This window comes from Streptomyces sp. CB01635 (assembly GCF_002803065.1).
Classification (GTDB): domain Bacteria; phylum Actinomycetota; class Actinomycetes; order Streptomycetales; family Streptomycetaceae; genus Streptomyces.
Genome location: NZ_NNBL01000023.1, coordinates 93,062 through 112,945, shown reverse-complemented (window position 1 = coordinate 112,945; position 19,884 = coordinate 93,062). Strand labels below are relative to the sequence as shown.

The window sequence follows — 19,884 nt, the reverse complement described above, 5'->3', positions numbered from 1 at the left end:
ATCCCGCCACGGCCCCTCCCGTTTCGTACGCGGCCGGCGGCCGGTGGGCCGTTCGTCGGTCCTTCTGTCTCGTACGCGACTGATCGCCGGTGGGGCCCGTCGGGCGACTGTGCCGGTCAGTCCTTGGCCAGCACGAAAGATGCCCGGGCCTTGGGGAGTTGGGCTGCCTTCGCCTCTACCAGGTAGGTACCCGGCGTTGCCGGGCCTGCCGTCGGGGTTGCGCACTGAGGGGCGCTTGCCTTGCGGTCCCATTCGATCGTGTGCGTGATGTGGGCGCCTGCCGGTACGCGCAGCAGGAGGCTGCCGGAGCCCTTGGGGCAGTCGCCGGAGGACCAGATCTCGTCGTCACTGGAAGCCTGAGTGATCGTCAGGACCGCGTTCTTCGGGCCGAGATCGACCTTGCAGTCCTTCGCCGTCGTGTTCTTGGCCGTCAGCTCGAACTTCGGCTTCTCTCCGGGTGCGTACGAGTTGTGGACGCTGCGCAGCGTCAGGGTCACGCCGCCTGTCGTGCAGTCGGGGAGGCTCGAGCCCGCGGGGAGTCGGTCGCCCGCGCCTGTGCCGCCCTTCCCGTCGTCATCGGATCCCGCCCCTGAGCCGGCTGTGTCCGAGCCTGAGCCGTCACCGTTGTCGCCGTCCGAGGAACCGCCGTCACCACCACCGCCGCCGCCCGACTCGTCGCGGCCGCCCGGGTGTTCGCTGATCGCGGGTCCGGACCCGGAGGGGCCGGGCGTGATGGAAGAGGGCGCGGTGTTCTTGCCGTTCGAGCCACCGGCGCTGTTCCTGCCGCCTCCGCCACCGGAGTTGACGGCCCATACGATCAGCAGCGCGAGCAGCGCCACCATGGACAGCAGAACGGCCCTCCGTCGCCAGTAAATGGTGGAGGGAAGCGGCCCGATCGGATTGCGCAGAGATCCCACGGCGCAAACTGTACGAGAGATCCGTCCGTTCTCCCGCCCCCACCCGCCGCCACGGCCCGCGAGTTTTGCGGATCATAGTCCCGGGCGGCCGTTCCGGCGCGGGGACAACCCCTGTCTTTCGTCAGGTACGGGACGAGACCATCGCCGGATGTGACCGTGTACGGGCCTTACGTACCGTCCGTGACATGGGAATCTTCGACTCCGGCCTCTATCGCGACATCACCGGCTTCGCCCACGGCACCCCGTCGTGGTTCCAGCACCTCATGGAGGTGTTCACCGAGCTGGGGCTGCTGGCATTCGCCCTGCTCTTCGTCGTGGCCTGGTGGCGGGCCCGGCGCGGTGACCCCCGGGCCCTGACCCTCGCCGCGCTCGCCCCGCCGGCCACCGGCGTCGCCTACGTGTGCAGCGAGCTGGTCAAGTCCGTTGTCGACGAAGAGCGTCCCTGCCGGGCCGTCTCCGGCGCCCTGAACTCTCTTGTCGCGTGTCCGCCGCACGGTGACTGGTCGTTCCCCAGCAATCACGCCACCATCGCCGCCGCTGCCGCTGTCGGTCTCACCCTCGCCTGGCCCGCCATCGGGCGGCTCACCGTTCCCGTCGCCCTCCTCATGGCCTTCTCCCGCGTCTTCGTCGGCGTCCACTACCCGCACGACGTGGCGGTGGGGCTGGGGGTCGGGGCTCTTGTCTCGTTCGTCGTGGTGCGGCTCTGTGTGGGGGGTGGGGTTCGGGTCGTTGTTGCGATGCGGGGGTCCGGGAATGGCGTTGTTCGTTGGTTCGCCGGGCCGGGGGTGGTTGGTGCGTATGTGGCTGTTGGCGGTCATCGGCAGTGATCAGACCAGGCCCGCCTCGTACGCCACGATGGCCGCCTGCACTCTGTTCTTGACCTCCAAGCGCTCCAGGACCGCGCTGACGTAGGCCTTCACCGTGCCCTCCACCAGGTGCAGGCGGCGCGCTATCTCCGGGTTCGAGAGGCCCGCGCCCACCAGGCCCAGCACCTCGCGTTCGCGTGGGGTGAGCGTCGCCACTCGGGCTCTGGCCGCCGCCTCTCGGCCCAGGCGTTGTGCCCCGAAGCCGTCGATGACATGGCGCGCCACCTTCGGTGACAGGAACGCCGCGCCGTCCGCCACTGCCCTGACCCCCGCCATCAGTTCATGCGGGTCACCGGACTTGAGGAGGAATCCGGTGGCCCCGCCGGCCAGGGCCCGGGCCACGTACGCGTCCTCCGAGAACGTCGTCAGCATCGCCACCGCCGTGCCCGGCACCACTCGTACGATCTCCTCCGCCGCCGCCAGGCCGTCCAGGCGTGGCATGCGGATGTCCAGGAGCGCCACGTCGGGGCGGTGGGCCTGCGTCAGGCTCACCGCCTCGCGGCCGTCCGCCGCCTCTGCCACCACCTCGAAGTCGCCGCCCGCCGCCAGGATCGCGCTCACGCCCGCCCGGATCATCGCCTCGTCGTCCGCCAGCAGCACTCGGATCATTTCGGCTCCTTTCGGTTCTGTCGGTGTAGCTGGTCCGCTGTGCCTGGCTTGGGGATCACGCTCTTTTCTACCAATTCGTGGCTTTTGTTCTTTCTGAAGCAGAGTCTGAAGTGGTCCACCGGGGCGAAGAGTTCGCCGCTCGCCCTGTAGTAGCGGCAGTCCGTCCCCGGCGGAGGTGGGGTGGGAGCTCTGTCCACCGGTGGGTCGCTGATCGTGCGGTCCGGCAGCCGCGGGACCGTCTCCTCCAGCGGCGTTCCGATCTTCAGGGCCGTGTACGCCGTCGGTGTCAGCACCGCGTGCGTCTTCGTGTACGCGTACCAGGCGAACGCCCCGCCGATCAGGACCGCACCCATCGCTGCCGCCGCTCCGAACGCCACCCCGACCCGGCGGTGGGCCAGGCGCCTCGCCGATGCGAAGAGGGCGCCCGGTGTTGTGGTCTCGGGGGTGGGCGTCTTCCCGGTGGGGATGGTGGCGCTGACGCGGTAGCCCTCCTCGTGCGGGCCCGCCTCGAATGAGCCGCCCAGCGCCGCTACTCCGGCGCGCAGGCCTATGAGGCCCGTACCGCTGCCCGCCGGGCCCGGGCGGTGCCGGGGGCGGCCGTTCGTGATCTCCACCGTCGTTCCGTCTTCGTTCTGCGTGTGTTCGACGGTGACGGGGGCGCCGGGTGCGTGTCTCGCCGCGTTCGTGAGTGCTTCTTGGATCACTCGGTAGGTGGTGCGGGTTGTTGTGTTGGGGCTGGTGGTGCGGGAGGTCGGGTCGGGGCCGGTGTCCTGGGGGTCTTGCAGGGTTACCGGGAGGCCTGAGTCCGCTGCTCTTTCGATCAGGGCCGCGATGCTTTCGCCCGGTGGGGCCAGGGGCGCCGGCTCGTCGTCCTCGCGCAGCAGGCCGACTATGCCGTGCAGGCGTTCCGTCGCGTCCGATGCCGCCGCGCGCAGTTCGGCCGCCGCCGTGCGGTGCGCCTCGGCCATGTCCGGTGCCACCTGGAGCGCGCCCGCGCGCAGTGCGATGAGGCTCAGTTCGTGGCCCAGTGAGTCGTGCATGTCCTGGGCGATCCTCGCCCGCTCCCGCAGTCTCGCGCGGTCGGCGACGATTCTGTGTTCGCGTTCCAGCTGTTCCGCCCGTGCCCAGCCCGCCGCCGTCAGCTCGCGGCTCTGGCGCCAGTAGCGGCCGATCAGCCAGGGGAAGACCCCGCCGAACAGCAGCGTGCCCATGAGGACCAGCCACTCCGCCGCCGGGTCGACCTGGCGTACCGCGATCTTGGCCGTGCCCGCCGCCGCCACCGCCGCGAACGAGAGCAGTGCGACGCCCGTCGCCGTGCCGCGCAGGCCCAGCAGGAAGGCGAAGGCCGCCAGCGCGCAGCCGTACGACGTGGTGAAGAGGGAGGTGGACGTGGCGAGGCCCGGCGCCGCCGCGAGCAGGAACGCCGTCGCGGGCCAGGTGCGGTGCAGTGCGGTCGCCGCGGCCAGGATCGCGAGGCCGGTGAGCTGGGCCCACAGCGGGGTCCGCTCGTTCAGGCCGAGGCGCTCCGCGGCGACTGCGGGGACGGACAGGGCCGCCCAGAGCAGGGGGCCCGTACTGCGGGCTGGTGGTCTCACATCTTCCGAAGGTACAAGCGGCGGTCGGGCCGCCGCCCCTGCCGATCGTCAGGGGCGGGCGTCAAGCGAGCGAGGCCGAGCCAACCCGTTTGCGTCGCAGGGTGTCCGCGCCGTCCCCGCTCCCCGTGGCAGGATCGTCCTGCCATGACTGCGCCCACGAACACCAGCACCGAGTCCCTGCACGCCCCCGTCATCGACTGGTTCGCGGAGAATGCCCGCGACCTGCCGTGGCGCCACCCCGACGCGGGTCCCTGGGGTGTGATGGTCAGCGAGTTCATGCTCCAGCAGACGCCGGTGAGCCGCGTCCTTCCCGTGTACGAGCAGTGGCTCGCGCGGTGGCCGCGCCCCGCCGATCTGGCCAAGGAGGCGCCCGGCGAGGCCGTGCGCGCCTGGGGCAGACTCGGCTATCCCCGCCGCGCCCTGCGGCTGCACGGCGCGGCCGTCGCCATAACGGAGCGGCACAACGGCGACGTACCCGCCGCTCACGCCCAGCTGCTCGCGCTGCCCGGCATCGGTGAGTACACGGCCGCCGCCGTGGCCTCCTTCGCGTACGGGCAGCGGCACGCCGTCCTCGACACGAACGTGCGGCGTGTCTTCGCGCGCGCCGTGAGCGGTGTGCAGTACCCGCCGAACGCCACGACCGCGGCCGAACGCAAGCTCGCCCGCGCCCTGTTGCCCGAGCAGGAGTCGACGGCCTCGCGCTGGGCCGCGGCCTCCATGGAGCTCGGCGCCCTCATCTGCACGGCGAAGAACGAGAGTTGCCACCGCTGCCCCATCGCCGCCCAGTGCGCCTGGCGGCTCGCCGGCAAGCCCGACCACGTCGGTCCGCCCCGGCGCGGGCAGACGTACGCGGGCACGGACCGGCAGGTGCGCGGGAAGCTGCTCGCCGTGCTGCGGGAGGCCGTCTCGCCCGTTCCCCAGGCGGCGTTGGACCGCGTGTGGGACGAGCCGGTGCAGCGGGCGCGCGCCCTCGACGGGCTCGTGGCGGACGGGCTCGTGGAGCCGATGCCGGACGGCTTGTACCGGCTGCCTCTGAGCTGACGGGCGTACGGGTTTACCCACGTCTTACGTCTGTTACACAACCGACGGACAGCCGTGCGCCCGCCGCATGCTGAAGCGGACAACCCCGTGACAACGCCTCCGTAGCTTCTCCCCTGTACCGATCACCTACAGGTGACGGACAGGGAAAGCGCGAACGGTTCGCGAACGGGAGGCGGTTGGCATGGCGCACGGCGAGGTGCTCGAGTTCGAGGAGTACGTCCGCACTCGGCAGGACGCCCTGCTGCGCAGCGCCCGGCGCCTGGTGCCGGACCCCGTCGACGCCCAGGACCTGCTGCAGACCGCGCTGGTGCGGACGTTCGGCCGCTGGGACGGCATAGCCGACAAGCGTCTCGCCGACGCCTATCTGCGCCGCGTCATGATCAATACGCGTACGGAGTGGTGGCGCGCCCGCAAGCTCGAAGAGGTACCCACCGAGCAGCTGCCCGACGCGAGCATCGACGACTCGACCGAGCAGCACGCCGACCGCGCGCTCCTCATGGACATCATGAAGGTGCTGGCTCCCAAGCAGCGCAGTGTCGTGGTGCTGCGACACTGGGAGCAGATGTCCACAGAGGAGACGGCCGCCGCACTCGGCATGTCGGCCGGAACCGTGAAGAGCACGCTGCACCGGGCGCTGGCCCGGCTCCGCGAGGAGCTGGAGAGCCGGGACCGCCACGAGTCCGGCCACGGCGCGCTCGAACGGGAGGAGACGGAGCGTTGCGCGGCCTAGGCATACGTGCCGCTCGGGTCCTGAAGGCGGGGGGTACGGCGGTGGCCGCGCTCGCCGCCATCGGCCTTTTCCTCGGCGCCCTCACGGCCTGCTCGGCCGGCGGCACCGGCGCCCGCGACGAGGGGCCCGCCCGCTCCGACCCGGGGGCCTCGGCCGCCCCGAAGGCCGTGTCGTCCTCCCCGGCCTCCCCCGCGCCCAAGCAGGTGAACGCGGTCCGGCTCGTCAAGGACGACCCGTCGGTGAGCACGGAGGTCAAGCGCGACCTCAAGCCCTGTGTGGGGGACGAGTACCCGGTCGACGTGTCCTACGGGAACCTCACGGGGAACACGTCGAACGACGTCGTGGTCAACGTCATGACCTGCGGAGACGCCGTCAGCATCGGCAGTTACGTGTACCGCGACACCGGCGGCAGGTACGAGAACGTCTTCATGGCCGAGGAGCCTCCGGTGTACGCGGAGATAGACCGGGGCGACCTCGTCGTCACCAAGCAGGTGTACGAGAAGGGCGACTCGGTCGCGTATCCCTCGGGTGAGGACGTCCTGACGTACCGCTGGACCACCGGCCGGTTCGTCGAGCAGGACAGGACGCACAACGACTACAGCAACGCGGTGAACGGGGACACGCCCGAGCCGTCCGACAACTGAGCGGCCGGGCCGGGCAGCCCCGACCCTTCGGATGACGGACACTTTCACAATTCGGACGACGTAACAGGAGCAGCGGATTCGGATGGCAGAGCACACCCACGTCCTCTTCGTCGAGGACGACGACGTCATCCGCGAGGCCACCCAGCTCGCCCTGGAGCGGGACGGCTTCGTGGTCACGGCCATGCCCGACGGCCTCGCGGGCCTCGAGGCGTTCCGCGCCAACCGGCCCGACATCGCGCTGCTCGACGTGATGGTGCCGGGCCTGGACGGCGTGAGCCTGTGCCGCCGCATCCGTGACGAGTCCACCGTCCCCGTGATCATGCTGTCGGCACGGGCCGACTCGATCGACGTGGTGCTCGGCCTGGAGGCGGGCGCGGACGACTACGTGACCAAGCCGTTCGACGGGGCCGTCCTCGTGGCGCGGATCCGGGCGGTGCTGCGGCGCTTCGGGCACGCGAGCGGGTCGGCGTCCGGCGCGGCGCCGGCCGTCCCCGACGCCTCCGCCGGGAACGGCGGTGTCCTGCAGTTCGGCGATCTGGAGATCGACACCGAGGGCATGGAGGTCCGCAAGGACGGGGCCACGGTCGCGCTGACGCCGACGGAGATGCGGCTGCTCCTGGAGTTCTCGTCCGCGCCCGGCACGGTCCTCTCCCGCGACAAGCTCCTGGAGCGCGTGTGGGACTACGGCTGGGGCGGGGACACCCGCGTCGTCGACGTCCATGTGCAGCGGCTGCGCACGAAGATCGGCCAGGACCGGATCGAGACGGTCCGCGGCTTCGGCTACAAGCTCAAGGCCTGACGGGCCGTGCCGGGGCGGGGTGTTGGGAGAACCGTGGGCTCGGTCGGTCCGTGGGCCGGCCGGGTCATCCACTGTCCGACGAGGAACGGGATCGGGATATGAGGGGGGCCGCCGCGACCGTGCGCGCCCGGCTCGGGCTGCCGCTGCGGCTGCCGCTGAGACGGCTGCGCCCGGCGCTGCACACCGGGGTGCGCTGGAAGATCAGCGTCGCCATCGCCCTGGTGGGAGCGCTCGTCGCCCTCGCCCTGAGTCTGGTCGTGCACAACGCGGCGCGCGTCTCGATGCTGGACAACGCGCGCGACGTGCAGGACGAACGCATCCAGTTCGTGGCGCGCCAGTACGAGGCCACCGGGCGCGGTCTCCCCGTCGGCTTCAAGGTGGACGACCCCGGCATACCCCCTGACCTGCGGAAGAGGGCGATGGCCGGCCGGCGCGCCACCTTCGTCTCCGAACAGGCCGGCGGCGTACCCGACATCTGGGCGGCGGTCCCGCTGGGCGACGGGCGCCTGCTGTCCGTGCACACCCGCTTCACCGACCGCAGCGCCACCGTCATGAAGGACCTCGACCAGGCCCTGATCATCGGCTCGATCTCGGTGGTCTTCGGCGGCTGCGCCCTCGGAGTGCTGATCGGCGGACAGGTGTCACGGCGCCTGCGCAAGGCGGCGCTCGCGGCCCGGGAGGTCGCGCAAGGGCGGACCGACGTACGGGTCGGGGACGCCATCGGCGGCGTCGTACGCGACGAGACCGACGATCTCGCACAGGCCGTCGACGCGATGGCCGACGCCCTGAAGCAGCGTCTTGAGGCCGAGCGCCGGGTCACCGCGGACATCGCGCACGAGCTGCGTACGCCGGTGACCGGGCTGCTCACCGCGGCCGAGCTGCTGCCGCCCGGACGCCCGAGCGAGCTGGTCAAGGACCGGGCCCAGGCGATGCGCACGCTCGTCGAGGACGTGCTCGAAGTGGCTCGTCTGGACAGCGCGGCCGAGCGGGCCGAGCTCCAGGACCTGCTGCTGGGCGAGTTCGTGACGCGGCGGATCGGCGCGCGCCACGCGGACGTACGGGTGAGCGTGGTGCACGAGTCGGAGGTCACCACCGACCCGCGCCGCCTCGAACGCATCCTCTTCAACCTCCTCGCCAACGCCGCGAAGCATGGCAAGCCGCCCGTCGAGGTCAGCGTCGAGGGCCGGGTGGTGCGCGTGCGCGATCACGGACCCGGGTTCCCGGAGGAGCTGCTCGACGAGGGGCCGAGCCGCTTCCGTACGGGCGCGGCGGACCGCGCGGGCCACGGGCACGGCCTCGGCCTGACGATCGCGGCGGGCCAGGCGCGCGTGCTCGGCGCCCGCCTCACGTTCCGCAACGTGCGCCCGCCGGGCGCTCCTTCGGGGACTCCGGCCGAGGGCGCGGTCGCCGTGCTGTGGCTGCCGGAACACGCGCCGACAAACACGGGAAGCTTCCCGATGCTGCGGCTGCCGGACTGAGGGCGGCTCCGAACGAGAGCGTTAGCTGGTGGCCCACTCCTTGTCGAGGTCGAGCCCTTCGTTCCGCTGCGTGAACGAGAACCAGTTGCCGGAGTCGTCGCGGAAGATCGCCTCGGTCCCGTACGGGCGCTCCTGCGGCTCCTGGAGGAACTGGACCCCGCGCTCCTTGAGCTTCGCGTAGTCCCCGTGGATGTCGTCCGTGACCAGGACGCCGGCCCCGAGGATGCCCTTGGAGACCAGCTTCTTCACGGCCTCGGCCGACTCGGGGTCCATCGCGGGCACCCCGGGCACCATCAGCGTCAGCTCGACGTCCGGCTGGTCCTTGGCGCCCACGGTCAGCCAGCGCATGCCGCCCTCGCCCATGATCATGTCCGTACGCACCTCGAGCCCCAGCTTCTCGGTGTAGAACTCCTTGGCCCGGTCCTGGTCGAGAACCCAGACGGTGGAAATGGCGAGTCCCTTGATCATGATGCGCTCCGCGTTGTTCGGGCCACGCGCCGGGGAGTCCGGCCGTGCCCTGTCACCGTAGGCAGTCACCCCCCGCCCCCGCTTCTCCAGAATTGCGCTCCTCGCCGGCCCCCGGACCCGTACCGCCGGAAGGCCCCCTGCCGGGGAAGCCGCCGGCCCACAACATCGCGTAACACCCGGGGATGAGCGCCGCCCCGCGCCCCACATGCTTCGCCCGGTACTCGCTCGGCGTCAGGCCCGTCTGTCTCTTGAACCGGGACGAGAACGTGCCGAGGCTGCTGAACCCCACCAGGCCGCAGATCTCCGTGACCGACAGGTCCGCCGTTCTCAGCATCTCCTCCGCCCGCTCGATCCGGCGGCGCGTCAGATACTGCCCGGGCGTCTCCCCGTACGCCTCCTTGAAGCACCGCACGAAGTGGTAGCGCGAATAGCCGGCATGCGCCGCCACCGCGTCCAGGTCGAGGTCCGCCTCGGCCCAGTCGCGGTCCATCGCATCCTTCGCGAGCCGCAGCTGCCGCAATTTCTCCACGCCATCGATGCTGGCACGCCCCACTGACAACGGCCCCGTTCCAGCAGGCCACAGCCCCGGCACGGCGAAGGCCCCCGGTGCACGTCAGCGCACCGGGGGCCTTCATCAAGCCGAGGAGGATCGGGACGACCCGCTCAGACGGTCTCGGAGACCGTCCTGCCGTCCGCCGCGGCGTCCCCGGCCGCGCCCCCCTCGACCGGCTTCGCGTCGGCCGTGGCCGTACCGGTCTCAGCTGTACCGTTCGCAGCCGCAGCGGCCGTAGCCGTACCGGCCTTGGCCATGTCGATCGGCTGCGCGTCCGCCGGACCCGCGGCCTCGGGAGAGCTCGGCGCCTCCTTGGCGGGGCCCGCGCCCCGCAGCGGCACCTCCTTCACGAAGACCGCCGCGATCAGCGCCAGAACCGCGATGACCGAACCGAGCAGGAAGGCCGAGTGCGTACCTGCCGACACCGCGTGCAGGTAGGCGTCACGCACCACGTCCGGAAGCTTGGCCAGACCCTCGGCCGTCAGCTGCGTGGAATGCTCCGCGACCTTGCCGCCCGTCGCCCCGGCCCGCTCGGCCATCACGTCCTGGACGCGGTTGTTGAAGAGCGCGCCCATGATCGCGACGCCGAAGGAGGAGCCGAGCGTACGGAACAGGGTCGTGGAGGACGAGGCGACGCCCATGTCCTTCATCTCGACGCTGTTCTGCGCGACCAGCATCGTGATCTGCATCAGGCAGCCCATGCCCGCGCCGAGCACGGCCATGTACAGGCCGGAGGTGAGGCGCGTCGTCTCCGTGTCCATCTGCGCGAGCAGGAAGAGTCCGGCCACCATCAGGACGCTGCCGACCAGCGGGAACACCTTGTACTTGCCGGTGTTGGTGGTGACGCGGCCCGCGACCAGCGAGACCACCATCATCGAGAGCAGCATCGGCAGGAGCAGCAGACCGGAGTTGGTCGCGTTCGCCCCCTGCACCGTCTGCTGGTAGAGCGGCAGGAAGAGGACGGCGCCGAACATCACGAAGCCGGTGATGAAGCCGATGAGGGACATCACCGTGAAGTTGCGGCTGCGGAAGATGTGCAGCGGCATGATCGGCTCGGCTGCCTTCGTCTGGACGAAGAGGAAGCCGACGAGCGCGGCGACACCGATCGCGGCGAGCTCCATGATCACGGCGGAGCCCCAGGCGTACTGCGAGCCGCCCCAGGTCGTCACGAGCACGATCGAGGTGATGCCGACGGTGAGCAGCGCGGCGCCGAGGTAGTCGATCTTCCCCTTCGACCGCTTCTTCGGCAGGTGCAGGACCGCGGTGACCATGGCGAGGGCGACAAGGCCGAGCGGCAGGTTTATGTAGAAGGACCAGCGCCAGCCCCAGTTGTCGGTGATGGCGCCGCCGACGAGCGGTCCGCCGATCATGGCGAGCGCCATGACGCCGGCCATCATGCCCTGGTACTTGCCGCGCTCCCGCGGCGGAATCAGGTCACCGATGATGGCCATGACGCCGACCATCAGGCCACCGGCGCCGAGACCCTGGATCGCGCGGAACGCGATGAGCTGGTTCATGTCCTGGGCCATGCCGCTGAGCCCGGAGCCGATCAGGAAGATCACGATCGAGGTCAGGAAGGCGCCCTTCCTGCCGTACATGTCGCCGACCTTGCCCCAGATAGGGGTCGAGGCGGCGGTCGCGAGCGTGTACGCAGTCACGACCCACGAGAGGTGTTCGAGGCCGCCCAGGTCGCCGACGATCGTGGGCATCGCGGTGCCGACGATCATGTTGTCGAGCATTGCGAGCAGCATCGCGATCATCAATGCCATCAGGACGACGCGCACGCTGCGCGGCTGCCGCTCCTTGGTGGCCGCCTCGCCGCCCCCGCCGGTGTCCACCGCCGCCACTGTTCCGGTCTCCGCCATGATCCCCACTCCCCAGTTACTTACTTACCTGCCGACACTTACTTGCCGCCCGGCAAGTTGACTACACTGAGGGAAGATAGAGCGCTAACTAGCCGGGCGTCAAGTAAGTTTTCTCCCAAGGCCCGCCACCAGCACGAAGGAGCAGCCACAGATGGGCAGCAGCAAGCAGCGCCGCGGGAACACGCGGCAGCGCATCCAGGACGTGGCGCTGGAACTGTTCGCCGAACAGGGCTACGAGAAGACCTCGCTGCGCGAGATCGCCGAGCACCTCGACGTCACCAAGGCGGCGCTCTACTACCACTTCAAGACCAAGGAAGACATCGTCGTCAGCCTCTTCGAGGACCTGACGCGGCCCATCGACGAGCTGATCGAGTGGGGCCGGGAGCAGCCCAACACCCTGGAGACCAAGCAGGAGCTCATGGAGCGCTACAGCCTGGCGCTGCACGGGGCGGGACCGCTGTTCCGCTTCATGCAGGAGAACCAGGCGACCATGCGCGAGCTGAGCATCGGCGAGCTCTTCAAGGACCGCATGAAGGCGCTCCTCGACCAGCTCCTGCCGGAGGACGCCACCCTGACCGAGCGGGTCCGCTGCTTCAGCGCGATCTTCTCGATGCACGCGGGCCTGTTCGTCCTCAAGGACGTCGAAGGCGACCCCGAGGAAAAGCGCAAGGCCATCCTCGAGGTCGCCACCGATCTCATCACCCAGGCGCAGCGGGGCGCCTGAGTTCTGTCATGCAGTTGTGCTCTTCGTGCAGGTGAGCTCATTTACGCAGGTGAGCTCGCTTGTGCAGGTCAGACGCTGACGCCGACCGAGCGCAGGAAGTTGACCGGGTTGACCGCGGAACCGTAGTTCGGGGTCGTGCGGATCTCGAAGTGCAGGTGCGGGCCGCTGGAGTTACCGGTGTTGCCGGAGAGCGCGATGTGCTGACCGGTGGAGACCGTCTGGCCTATGTGCACGTCGATGCGGGACAGGTGCGCGTACTGCGAGTACGTGCCGTTGCCGTGCTTGATCACGATGGCGTTGCCGTACGCCGGGCCGTCGCCGCCGCCGTTGGGGCCGGCCTTGACGACGGTGCCGCCGTGGGCGGCCATGACGTTCGTGCCGATCGGCACGGCGAAGTCCTGGCCGGAGTGCTTGTGCGACCACATGTTGCCGCCGAGGCCGAAGCCCGCGGACAGCTTGTAGCTCTTGACCGGGTCCATCCAGCTGGCAGCCTTCTTCGCGGCGGTCTTCTTGACCGTCGCGGCGTTCTGCTTCGCCTGCTCGGCGGCCTTGGCCTGGGCCTTGGCCTGCGCCTGAACGGAAGCCGCGGCGACGCCGGGCAGCGCGACGCTTCCCTGAGTGCTTTCGGCGGCGACCGCGGCCCCGGCCCCCAGCAGCGCCGTGGCTCCCATGGCGACGGTCACGACGGCCGCCCGAGTACGGAGCAGGGACGAGCCGGAAGAAAGAGTCATGGTGCGCTTCGACATTCGGGATTACCTCCGCGTTGATGACAGGGACAGACCGGCACTCGTTGGTGACGTGCCGGGCTGGCTGTTCATTGGTAACCCGGGACCCCATCTCGACTCAAAGGCCCCATCTACTACCCAAAGCCGTACTAAAAGGTCGGGACTTCAACCTCTTGACGACCCCTGAAGACCCCCTACGATCTGTCGGTTTTATGCCCTGATTCCAGGTTTAGGGGCACTTCGCGCCCTTGCGTCCCGGGCTCCACCGGTCGCGCACCCCACCGATCCAAGAAACGGACATTTCGGTATAACCCATCGATGCCGCAACAACCCTCCACCCTCCCAACGCATCCACTATTGCGGCTAGTACCGGACAAAACGCCTGTGCGGCATGTCACCGGGAGGCAAGATCCAGAGACCCGCGAATGTGACGCGGGCTACGCCGAAGCGCCTGGTTTCACGGCCTTCGGGGGAAGCGCAGATGGATCCCTCAGTCCTCGGCACGCGCCTGGCGTGGAGCGTGCTCTCGCCTCTGGCGAAGCCGCTCCTCACCCGCGACGGCCCCGGCTCGGGCCTGGTGGACAGGCCCGTACGCCTCTAGGGCCTCGTCACCTTCCGCGGCGAGAAGCGGACCCTCGGGGAGAAGGAGGTCCGGCACCTGGCCGCCCGTCTGGTGCGGGAGGCCGTGCAGTCCTCGGGCGAGCCCCCGTTCCCTGCGGACGAGCAGGAGGCGGTCACGGCGGCCTCGCCCGCAGGCTCCTCGCCCTCGGCGACCTGGACACGGACGACCTCCAGGCGGTCCGCCTCGGCCACCGGCAGCCGGCCCACACCCTGCGCGAGTCGGCCACCGGCAGCCGGCCCACACCCTGCGCGAGTCGGCCACCGGCAGCCGGCCCGCACCGTGCGCGAGCCGGTCCCCGCGCCTGGCCTCACCGCCGACGCCCTGTGCCCTCCACCGCGCGCGCCGCGGATATCTGCCGCCGCGCCGCAAGGCCCCTGTATGACGCCGCGCTCCAGATGATCCTCACCGACCGCGACCGCCGGCACGGCTTGGGCGGCCTCGACGGCATCGAACCCGACACCGAGGACCAGACCGAACTCCTCCAGCGCCTCGCCTACGCACGCGTGCTCGCGGCCGCACCGAGAGGGACGAGGCCACCGCGCTCACGCTGCTCGAACGCGCCCTGCCCTCGGCCCTCGACGCCGCGCGCCAGGGCGACGCCCCCACGATCCTGCGCCACCTCCTGCTGCGCAGCGGCGTCCTGCGCAGCCCCGCCCCGCAGGCGGTCGCCTTCGCGCGCACCGGACGTTCCTCGACCACCTCTCGGCGCGCGCTACGCGGTCGAGGAGGGCCACCTCGACGTCCTGCTCGGCCACGCCGGCGACACCCAGTGGGGGACGTCGTGCGCATGGCGGTGGCCCATGCCCGTACTCGCGAGCGGACGACGCTCCTACGTACGCGCACGAGGTGCGCCTCATCTTCTCCGAGGACGCGGCACCGGCCGCCGGCGAGGTGTACGCCGACCACTTCCCTCAGGCCGACGTCACCGTCCACCGGCGGGGTGGCTGACCCGCGGGCACGACAAAGGGGCTTCCCCAGGACCAAAGTCCTGGGGAAGCCCCTTTGTCTCAGCGCATCCCCGAAGGGTTACGCCTCCTTGTTCAGATTCGGCCCGGCTCCGCCGGCCGCCTGCTCGATCGGCGGGACGTCCGGCAGCGTGGCCTTCTCCTCGCCACGGAAGGTGAACGTCTTGGCGTCACCCTCGCCCTCCGTGTCGACGACCACGATGTGGCCCGGACGCAGCTCGCCGAAGAGGATCTTCTCGGAGAGCGAGTCCTCGATCTCGCGCTGGATCGTGCGACGCAGCGGACGCGCGCCGAGCACGGGGTCGTAACCCTTCTTGGCCAGGAGCTCCTTCGCGGACTGGCTGAGCTCGATGCCCATGTCCCGGTCCTTGAGGCGCTCGTCGACCTTGCCGATCATCAGGTCGACGATCTGGAGGATGTCGTCCTGGGTCAGCTGCGGGAAGACGACGACGTCGTCCACACGGTTGAGGAACTCGGGGCGGAAGTGCTGCTTGAGCTCGTCCGAGACCTTGTTCTTCATCCGCTCGTAGTTGGACTTCGTGTCACCCGTGGCCGCGAAGCCCAGGTTGAAGCCCTTCGAGATGTCCCGCGTGCCGAGGTTGGTCGTCATGATGATGACCGTGTTCTTGAAGTCCACGACCCGGCCCTGGGAGTCGGTCAGGCGACCGTCCTCCAGGATCTGAAGGAGCGAGTTGAAGATGTCCGGGTGGGCCTTCTCGACCTCGTCGAAGAGAACCACCGAGAACGGCTTGCGCCGCACCTTCTCCGTCAGCTGGCCGCCCTCTTCGTAGCCCACGTAACCGGGGGGCGAACCGAAGAGACGCGAGACCGTGTGCTTCTCGCTGAACTCCGACATGTCGAGGGAGATCAGCGCGTCCTCGTCACCGAAGAGGAACTCGGCGAGCGCCTTGGACAGCTCGGTCTTACCGACACCGGACGGGCCCGCGAAGATGAACGAGCCACCGGGGCGCTTCGGGTCCTTCAGACCGGCACGCGTACGGCGGATCGCCTTCGAGAGCGCCTTGACGGCGTCCTTCTGGCCGATGACGCGCTTGTGGAGCTCGTCCTCCATGCGCAGCAGACGCGAGGACTCCTCCTCGGTCAGCTTGAAGACGGGAATGCCGGTCGCGGTCGCGAGGACCTCGGCGATCAGATCGCCGTCGACCTCGGCGACGACGTCCATGTCGCCGGCCTTCCACTCCTTCTCGCGCTTGGCCTTCCCGGCGAGCAGCTGCTTCTCCTTGTCGCGGAGCGAAGCTGCCTTCTCGAAGTCCTGGGAGTCGATGGCCGACTCCTTGTCACGGCGCACGCCCGCGATCTTCTCGTCGAACTCGCGGAGGTCCGGCGGCGCGGTCATCCGGCGGATGCGCATCCGGGAACCGGCCTCGTCGATCAGGTCGATCGCCTTGTCCGGCAGGAAGCGGTCCGAGATGTACCGGTCGGCCAGCGTCGCCGCCTGGACGAGGGCCTCGTCCGTGATGGAGACGCGGTGGTGGGCCTCGTAGCGGTCGCGCAGACCCTTGAGGATCTCGATCGTGTGCGGCAGCGACGGCTCAGCGACCTGGATGGGCTGGAAGCGGCGCTCGAGAGCGGCGTCCTTCTCCAGGTGCTTGCGGTACTCGTCGAGCGTGGTCGCACCGATGGTCTGCAGCTCACCGCGGGCCAGCATCGGCTTCAGGATCGAAGCGGCGTCGATGGCGCCCTCGGCGGCACCCGCACCGACCAGCGTGTGCAGCTCGTCGATGAACAGGATGATGTCGCCGCGGGTGCGGATCTCCTTGAGGACCTTCTTCAGGCGCTCCTCGAAGTCACCGCGGTACCGGGAACCGGCGACCAGCGCGCCCAGGTCGAGGGTGTAGAGGTGCTTGTCCTTGAGGGTCTCGGGCACCTCGCCCTTGACGATGGCCTGCGCGAGGCCCTCGACGACGGCGGTCTTGCCGACGCCGGGCTCGCCGATGAGGACCGGGTTGTTCTTCGTGCGGCGGGACAGCACCTGCATGACCCGCTCGATCTCCTTCTCGCGCCCGATGACCGGGTCGAGCTTGGATTCGCGGGCAGCCTGCGTGAGGTTCCGGCCGAACTGGTCGAGGACCAGGGACGTGGAGGGGGTGCCCTCGGCAGGACCGCCACTGGCGCCGGCGGTCTCCTTGCCCTGGTAGCCGGAGAGCAGCTGGATGACCTGCTGCCGCACCCGGTTGAGATCGGCGCCCAGCTTGACCAGGACCTGGGCGGCTACGCCCTCGCCCTCGCGGATCAGGCCGAGCAGGATGTGCTCCGTGCCGATGTAGTTGTGGCCCAGCTGAAGGGCCTCGCGGAGCGACAGCTCCAGGACCTTCTTGGCACGGGGGGTGAAGGGGATGTGTCCGGACGGGGCCTGCTGGCCCTGGCCGATGATCTCCTCCACCTGCTGGCGGACCGCCTCGAGCGAAATCCCGAGGCTCTCCAGGGCCTTAGCGGCGACACCCTCACCCTCGTGGATCAGGCCCAGGAGGATGTGCTCGGTGCCGATGTAGTTGTGGTTGAGCATCCGGGCTTCTTCCTGAGCCAGGACGACAACCCGCCGCGCGCGGTCGGTGAACCTCTCGAACATCGTTAATCGCTCCTCAGAGCGGTCAGGCAGTAAGGGGACGCTCCCCTCCCTGTCCTTCCGCAGCTTAGTCCCGCAAGCGGGGACCGCTCATTCCAACTGCCGACACCCGTCGATGGCCTCCTGACCCGAACGCCGACAACTGCTCCAACACCGATGGTGCGAGACGATGTTCCCGCAGGCCAGGCAGTTACCCCCACCATCAGTACGCCGATGGCGAACGCAAGACGGCCCGAACCCACGTGTCGCCCCTCCTCACTAGGGATGTCTTACCCGCTAGCAGTGACAGTCCATGCGGCGCGCCCCGGTTCCCTCCGCTACGGGCGAACACCCTTGCGCCGCCGAACGCCTCCGCGCGCCCCCATTCGAGAAACTCTGTGCACCCATCCGACAACGCTGCGTAACTCGCGAGGGTTCCCGGCGGTTGCTCCGGACATGGTCTCCATCGTGCCCACCGTGCCCCTGCCCCGTCGGCCGCTCGACGCGGGCGACCCGGTGCGGGAGTGGTACGAGAACGCGCTCGGCTGGGCCACCGCGCCGGGCCCCGAGGGCCTTCAGCTGCTGACGGGGCTGCGCTTCGACGTACTGGAGTTGCCCGCGGAGGCGGGACGAGCCGTGCTGCGGCGGCTGGACCCCAGGTGTCCGGTGGCCCTGCAAGGGGAGACGATGCGCCTGCTGGTGGCCGCGGGCAGCGCGGAGGAGCTGCCGGGGCTGCTCGACTGGCTGGAGTGGGGGGCGCTGCCCCTCGATCTCACCGTGGCCGGTGCGGGCGGGCGGATCGACGCGCCCGCGCCCCCGGGAGTGCCGGACCCGCAGGAGGCCGCGGTCTGGGTGCGGCCCCCCGAGCCCGGATGCGACGTCGAGCCGACACTTCCGGCCCTGACGGCGCTTTCGGCCGTAGGGGGCGGTGGGGGCGCCCCCGGTCTCGTACGGCTGGTGGAAACGGCGGCGACTCAGTGCCACCGGATCCGGCTGCGACGTGGCTGCACTCAGCCGTTGGCCTTCTCGTAGGCCTCACGGATGGACGCGGGGACACGGCCGCGGTCGTTGACCTCGTAACCGTTCTCCTTGGCCCAGGCACGGATCTGCGCCGTGTCCTGGCTGCCGCCGGCCACCGCGGCGCGCGCCTTGCCGCGTCCGCCGGCGGAACGGCCTCCGGTGCGACGACCACCCTTGAGGTACGGCTCAAGAAGTCCGCGGAGCTTGTCCGCGTTGGCGGTGGTGAGGTCGATCTCGTAAGTCTTGCCGTCCAACGCGAACGTCACGGTCTCGTCCGCCTCGCCACCGTCGAGGTCGTCGACAAGAAGGACCTGAACCTTCTGTGCCACCGGATTTCCTTTCATCGATATCTGTAGGGCCGGACTCCACGACCTCAGTCGTTGATTCGCCGTCCCCTTGTTATATGCAGTACGCAGTACGTCGGAAAGCAAACCGCTTTTGCTGGAAAAACACAAACCCCTGGGAGAGATCCAGGAGAGATCAAGCGCCGCGAGAAGCCCGGAAAGATGCGCGTTTCGGACATAGGGCACCTGGGCAGGCAGCTGCTGAGTAATACAGGGGGGCGATCACAGATGCAGAAGCATCCGACTGTTGCCCAAGGTGTTCGGTTTCACTCGTTCGAGACCGAGGAACTCCGCGACACCCTCGTCATAGGAACGCAAGAGCTCGCTGTAGACATCGGTGTCGATGGTATCGACGGGTGCCTCTCCGATCTCCACGAAGCCGTGGTTCGCGAAGAACTCCACTTCGAAGGTGAGACAGAAAACCCGGCGAACACCGATCCAGCGCGCGGTCTGAAGCAACTTCTGGAGCAGCTGATGACCGACGCCCGCGCCCCTGACCACCGGATTCACGGCGAGGGTGCGGACTTCCGCGAGGTCTTCCCACATGACGTGCAGGGCGCCGCAGCCGACGACCTCCGCGTTGTCGTCACGTTCCGCGACCCAGAACTCCTGGATGTCCTCGTAAAGCGTCACGGTGGCTTTGTCGAGCAGGATCCCCTCGCGGCTGTACGCGTCGAGGAGACGGCGCACGGACGGCACATCGGCCGTCCTCGCCCTGCGCACGGTGACTGCTTTTGCGGTGACTGCGGGGAGCTGTGCTGGCATGAGCGGACGCTATCGCCCGGCGTCCGGGTCCGGTCCCTCGGGTCCTTCAGTGCCTTCGGGTCCTTGAGGCCCCTCTGGCCCTTCAGATGCTTCGGGCCCTTCGGAGTCTTCAGATGCTTCGGGCTCTTGAGTCGTGAGGGTCTGCGCCTGAGGCCCCTGCACCATGCGCACTGCATCGCTCAGTGCTTGGCGTTGTTCCGGCGACATCATGCCGAAGAAGGCGACGAGAGCCGCCGCTGGGTTGTCACTCTGGGACCATGCGTCGTTCATCAGCGCGGCGGAGTAGGCGGCGCGAGTGGAGACGGCCTCATATCGATAGGCCCGGCCTTCCGCTTCGCGGCGCACCCAGCCCTTCTGGTGGAGATTGTCCAAAACGGTCATGACCGTGGTGTAGGCGATGGAACGGTCCTGCTGGAGGTCTTCCAGGACTTCGCGAACCGTCACGGGGCGGTTCCACTTCCACACCCGTGTCATCACTGCGTCTTCGAGTTCTCCCAATGGGCGCGGCACGAGCAGCACACTAGTGGCAGAAGTCGGGAATAGGGCGCCGGACGTGGCAAACGGCGCCTAATAACGGCAAAAAGGGCG

20 protein-coding genes are annotated in these 19,884 nt (G+C 69.4%); 9 read left to right on the top strand and 11 right to left on the bottom strand.

The features are described 5' to 3' along the window. Nucleotides 1–116 precede the first annotated feature (116 nt). Complete coding sequence (locus CG723_RS36070; protein WP_100597751.1) at nucleotides 117–917, bottom strand: hypothetical protein; 801 nt, start codon at nucleotides 915–917, stop codon at nucleotides 117–119. Nucleotides 918–1,102: 185 nt separating this feature from the next. On the opposite strand from CG723_RS36070, the gene CG723_RS36065 reads away from it, so the two are divergent. Then, complete coding sequence (locus CG723_RS36065; protein WP_100597750.1) at nucleotides 1,103–1,744, top strand: phosphatase PAP2 family protein; 642 nt, start codon at nucleotides 1,103–1,105, stop codon at nucleotides 1,742–1,744. Here CG723_RS36065 and CG723_RS36060 read toward each other — a convergent pair whose 3' ends face one another. Continuing rightward, entirely contained in the window at nucleotides 1,745–2,392 is a 648-nt protein-coding gene (locus tag CG723_RS36060; protein ID WP_100597749.1) for a response regulator transcription factor, read from the bottom strand. Then, a complete protein-coding gene (locus CG723_RS36055) occupies nucleotides 2,389–3,987 on the bottom strand; it encodes a sensor histidine kinase (protein WP_100597748.1) in 1,599 nt (532 codons plus the stop codon). Before CG723_RS36055 ends, CG723_RS36060 begins: the two co-directional genes overlap by 4 nt. Nucleotides 3,988–4,131: 144 nt before the next feature. On the opposite strand from CG723_RS36055, the gene CG723_RS36050 reads away from it, so the two are divergent. From CG723_RS36050 to cseC, 5 genes are all read left to right on the top strand, one after another. Continuing rightward, nucleotides 4,132–5,028, top strand: coding sequence for an A/G-specific adenine glycosylase (locus tag CG723_RS36050; RefSeq protein ID WP_100597747.1), 897 nt, complete (start codon nucleotides 4,132–4,134; stop codon nucleotides 5,026–5,028). A gap of 181 nt (nucleotides 5,029–5,209) precedes the next feature. After that, nucleotides 5,210–5,758: a SigE family RNA polymerase sigma factor gene (locus tag CG723_RS36045; protein ID WP_100597746.1), complete on the top strand. Its 549-nt coding sequence runs from the start codon at nucleotides 5,210–5,212 to the stop codon at nucleotides 5,756–5,758. Continuing rightward, nucleotides 5,746–6,402 carry a hypothetical protein gene (locus tag CG723_RS36040; RefSeq protein ID WP_100597745.1) on the top strand — a complete coding sequence of 219 codons (657 nt, stop codon included), beginning with the start codon at nucleotides 5,746–5,748 and terminating at the stop codon, nucleotides 6,400–6,402. Before CG723_RS36045 ends, CG723_RS36040 begins: the two co-directional genes overlap by 13 nt. Before the next feature lie 82 nt (nucleotides 6,403–6,484). Further along, nucleotides 6,485–7,201 (top strand): two-component system response regulator CseB, encoded by a 717-nt coding sequence (cseB, locus tag CG723_RS36035; protein ID WP_100597744.1) that lies wholly within the window; start codon nucleotides 6,485–6,487, stop codon nucleotides 7,199–7,201. A gap of 98 nt (nucleotides 7,202–7,299) precedes the next feature. Next, nucleotides 7,300–8,679, top strand: a complete 1,380-nt coding sequence (gene cseC, locus CG723_RS36030) for a two-component system sensor histidine kinase CseC (protein WP_100597743.1) — start codon at nucleotides 7,300–7,302, stop codon at nucleotides 8,677–8,679. A 21-nt stretch (nucleotides 8,680–8,700) separates the two neighbouring features. On the opposite strand, the gene CG723_RS36025 is transcribed toward cseC, so the two are convergent. From CG723_RS36025 to CG723_RS36015, 3 genes are all read right to left on the bottom strand, one after another. After that, on the bottom strand, nucleotides 8,701–9,147 hold the full coding sequence (locus CG723_RS36025) for a VOC family protein (protein ID WP_100597779.1): 447 nt from the start codon (nucleotides 9,145–9,147) through the stop codon (nucleotides 8,701–8,703). A gap of 52 nt (nucleotides 9,148–9,199) precedes the next feature. Beyond that, entirely contained in the window at nucleotides 9,200–9,637 is a 438-nt protein-coding gene (locus tag CG723_RS36020) for a helix-turn-helix transcriptional regulator (RefSeq protein ID WP_234374691.1), read from the bottom strand. Between the two features lie 173 nt (nucleotides 9,638–9,810). Next, complete coding sequence (locus CG723_RS36015) at nucleotides 9,811–11,565, bottom strand: MDR family MFS transporter (protein ID WP_100597742.1); 1,755 nt, start codon at nucleotides 11,563–11,565, stop codon at nucleotides 9,811–9,813. Between the two features lie 151 nt (nucleotides 11,566–11,716). Between CG723_RS36015 and CG723_RS36010 the strand changes: the two genes are divergently transcribed. Then, entirely contained in the window at nucleotides 11,717–12,289 is a 573-nt protein-coding gene (locus tag CG723_RS36010) for a TetR/AcrR family transcriptional regulator (RefSeq protein ID WP_100597741.1), read from the top strand. Nucleotides 12,290–12,357: 68 nt separating this feature from the next. Here the strand turns inward: CG723_RS36010 and CG723_RS36005 are convergent, their stop codons facing one another. After that, nucleotides 12,358–13,035 (bottom strand): M23 family metallopeptidase, encoded by a 678-nt coding sequence (locus tag CG723_RS36005; RefSeq protein ID WP_100597740.1) that lies wholly within the window; start codon nucleotides 13,033–13,035, stop codon nucleotides 12,358–12,360. A 637-nt stretch (nucleotides 13,036–13,672) separates the two neighbouring features. On the opposite strand from CG723_RS36005, the gene CG723_RS49370 reads away from it, so the two are divergent. Beyond that, nucleotides 13,673–14,035 (top strand): hypothetical protein, encoded by a 363-nt coding sequence (locus CG723_RS49370; protein WP_442802621.1) that lies wholly within the window; start codon nucleotides 13,673–13,675, stop codon nucleotides 14,033–14,035. A 627-nt stretch (nucleotides 14,036–14,662) separates the two neighbouring features. Here CG723_RS49370 and CG723_RS35995 read toward each other — a convergent pair. After that, complete coding sequence (locus CG723_RS35995) at nucleotides 14,663–17,191, bottom strand: ATP-dependent Clp protease ATP-binding subunit (protein WP_100597738.1); 2,529 nt, start codon at nucleotides 17,189–17,191, stop codon at nucleotides 14,663–14,665. Between the two features lie 432 nt (nucleotides 17,192–17,623). On the opposite strand from CG723_RS35995, the gene CG723_RS35985 reads away from it, so the two are divergent. Further along, on the top strand, nucleotides 17,624–18,199 hold the full coding sequence (locus CG723_RS35985; protein WP_100597737.1) for an SCO3374 family protein: 576 nt from the start codon (nucleotides 17,624–17,626) through the stop codon (nucleotides 18,197–18,199). Here the strand turns inward: CG723_RS35985 and CG723_RS35980 are convergent. The 3 genes from CG723_RS35980 to CG723_RS35970 all read right to left on the bottom strand — a co-directional run bounded on the left by CG723_RS35980 (nucleotide 18,178) and on the right by CG723_RS35970 (nucleotide 19,794). Beyond that, complete coding sequence (locus tag CG723_RS35980; RefSeq protein WP_100597736.1) at nucleotides 18,178–18,516, bottom strand: histone-like nucleoid-structuring protein Lsr2; 339 nt, start codon at nucleotides 18,514–18,516, stop codon at nucleotides 18,178–18,180. The genes CG723_RS35985 and CG723_RS35980 overlap by 22 nt on opposite strands. Before the next feature lie 237 nt (nucleotides 18,517–18,753). Next, nucleotides 18,754–19,296 (bottom strand): amino-acid N-acetyltransferase, encoded by a 543-nt coding sequence (locus CG723_RS35975; RefSeq protein WP_100597735.1) that lies wholly within the window; start codon nucleotides 19,294–19,296, stop codon nucleotides 18,754–18,756. Between the two features lie 9 nt (nucleotides 19,297–19,305). Continuing rightward, nucleotides 19,306–19,794 (bottom strand): BlaI/MecI/CopY family transcriptional regulator, encoded by a 489-nt coding sequence (locus tag CG723_RS35970; RefSeq protein ID WP_100597777.1) that lies wholly within the window; start codon nucleotides 19,792–19,794, stop codon nucleotides 19,306–19,308. Between the last annotated feature and the right edge of the window lie 90 nt (nucleotides 19,795–19,884).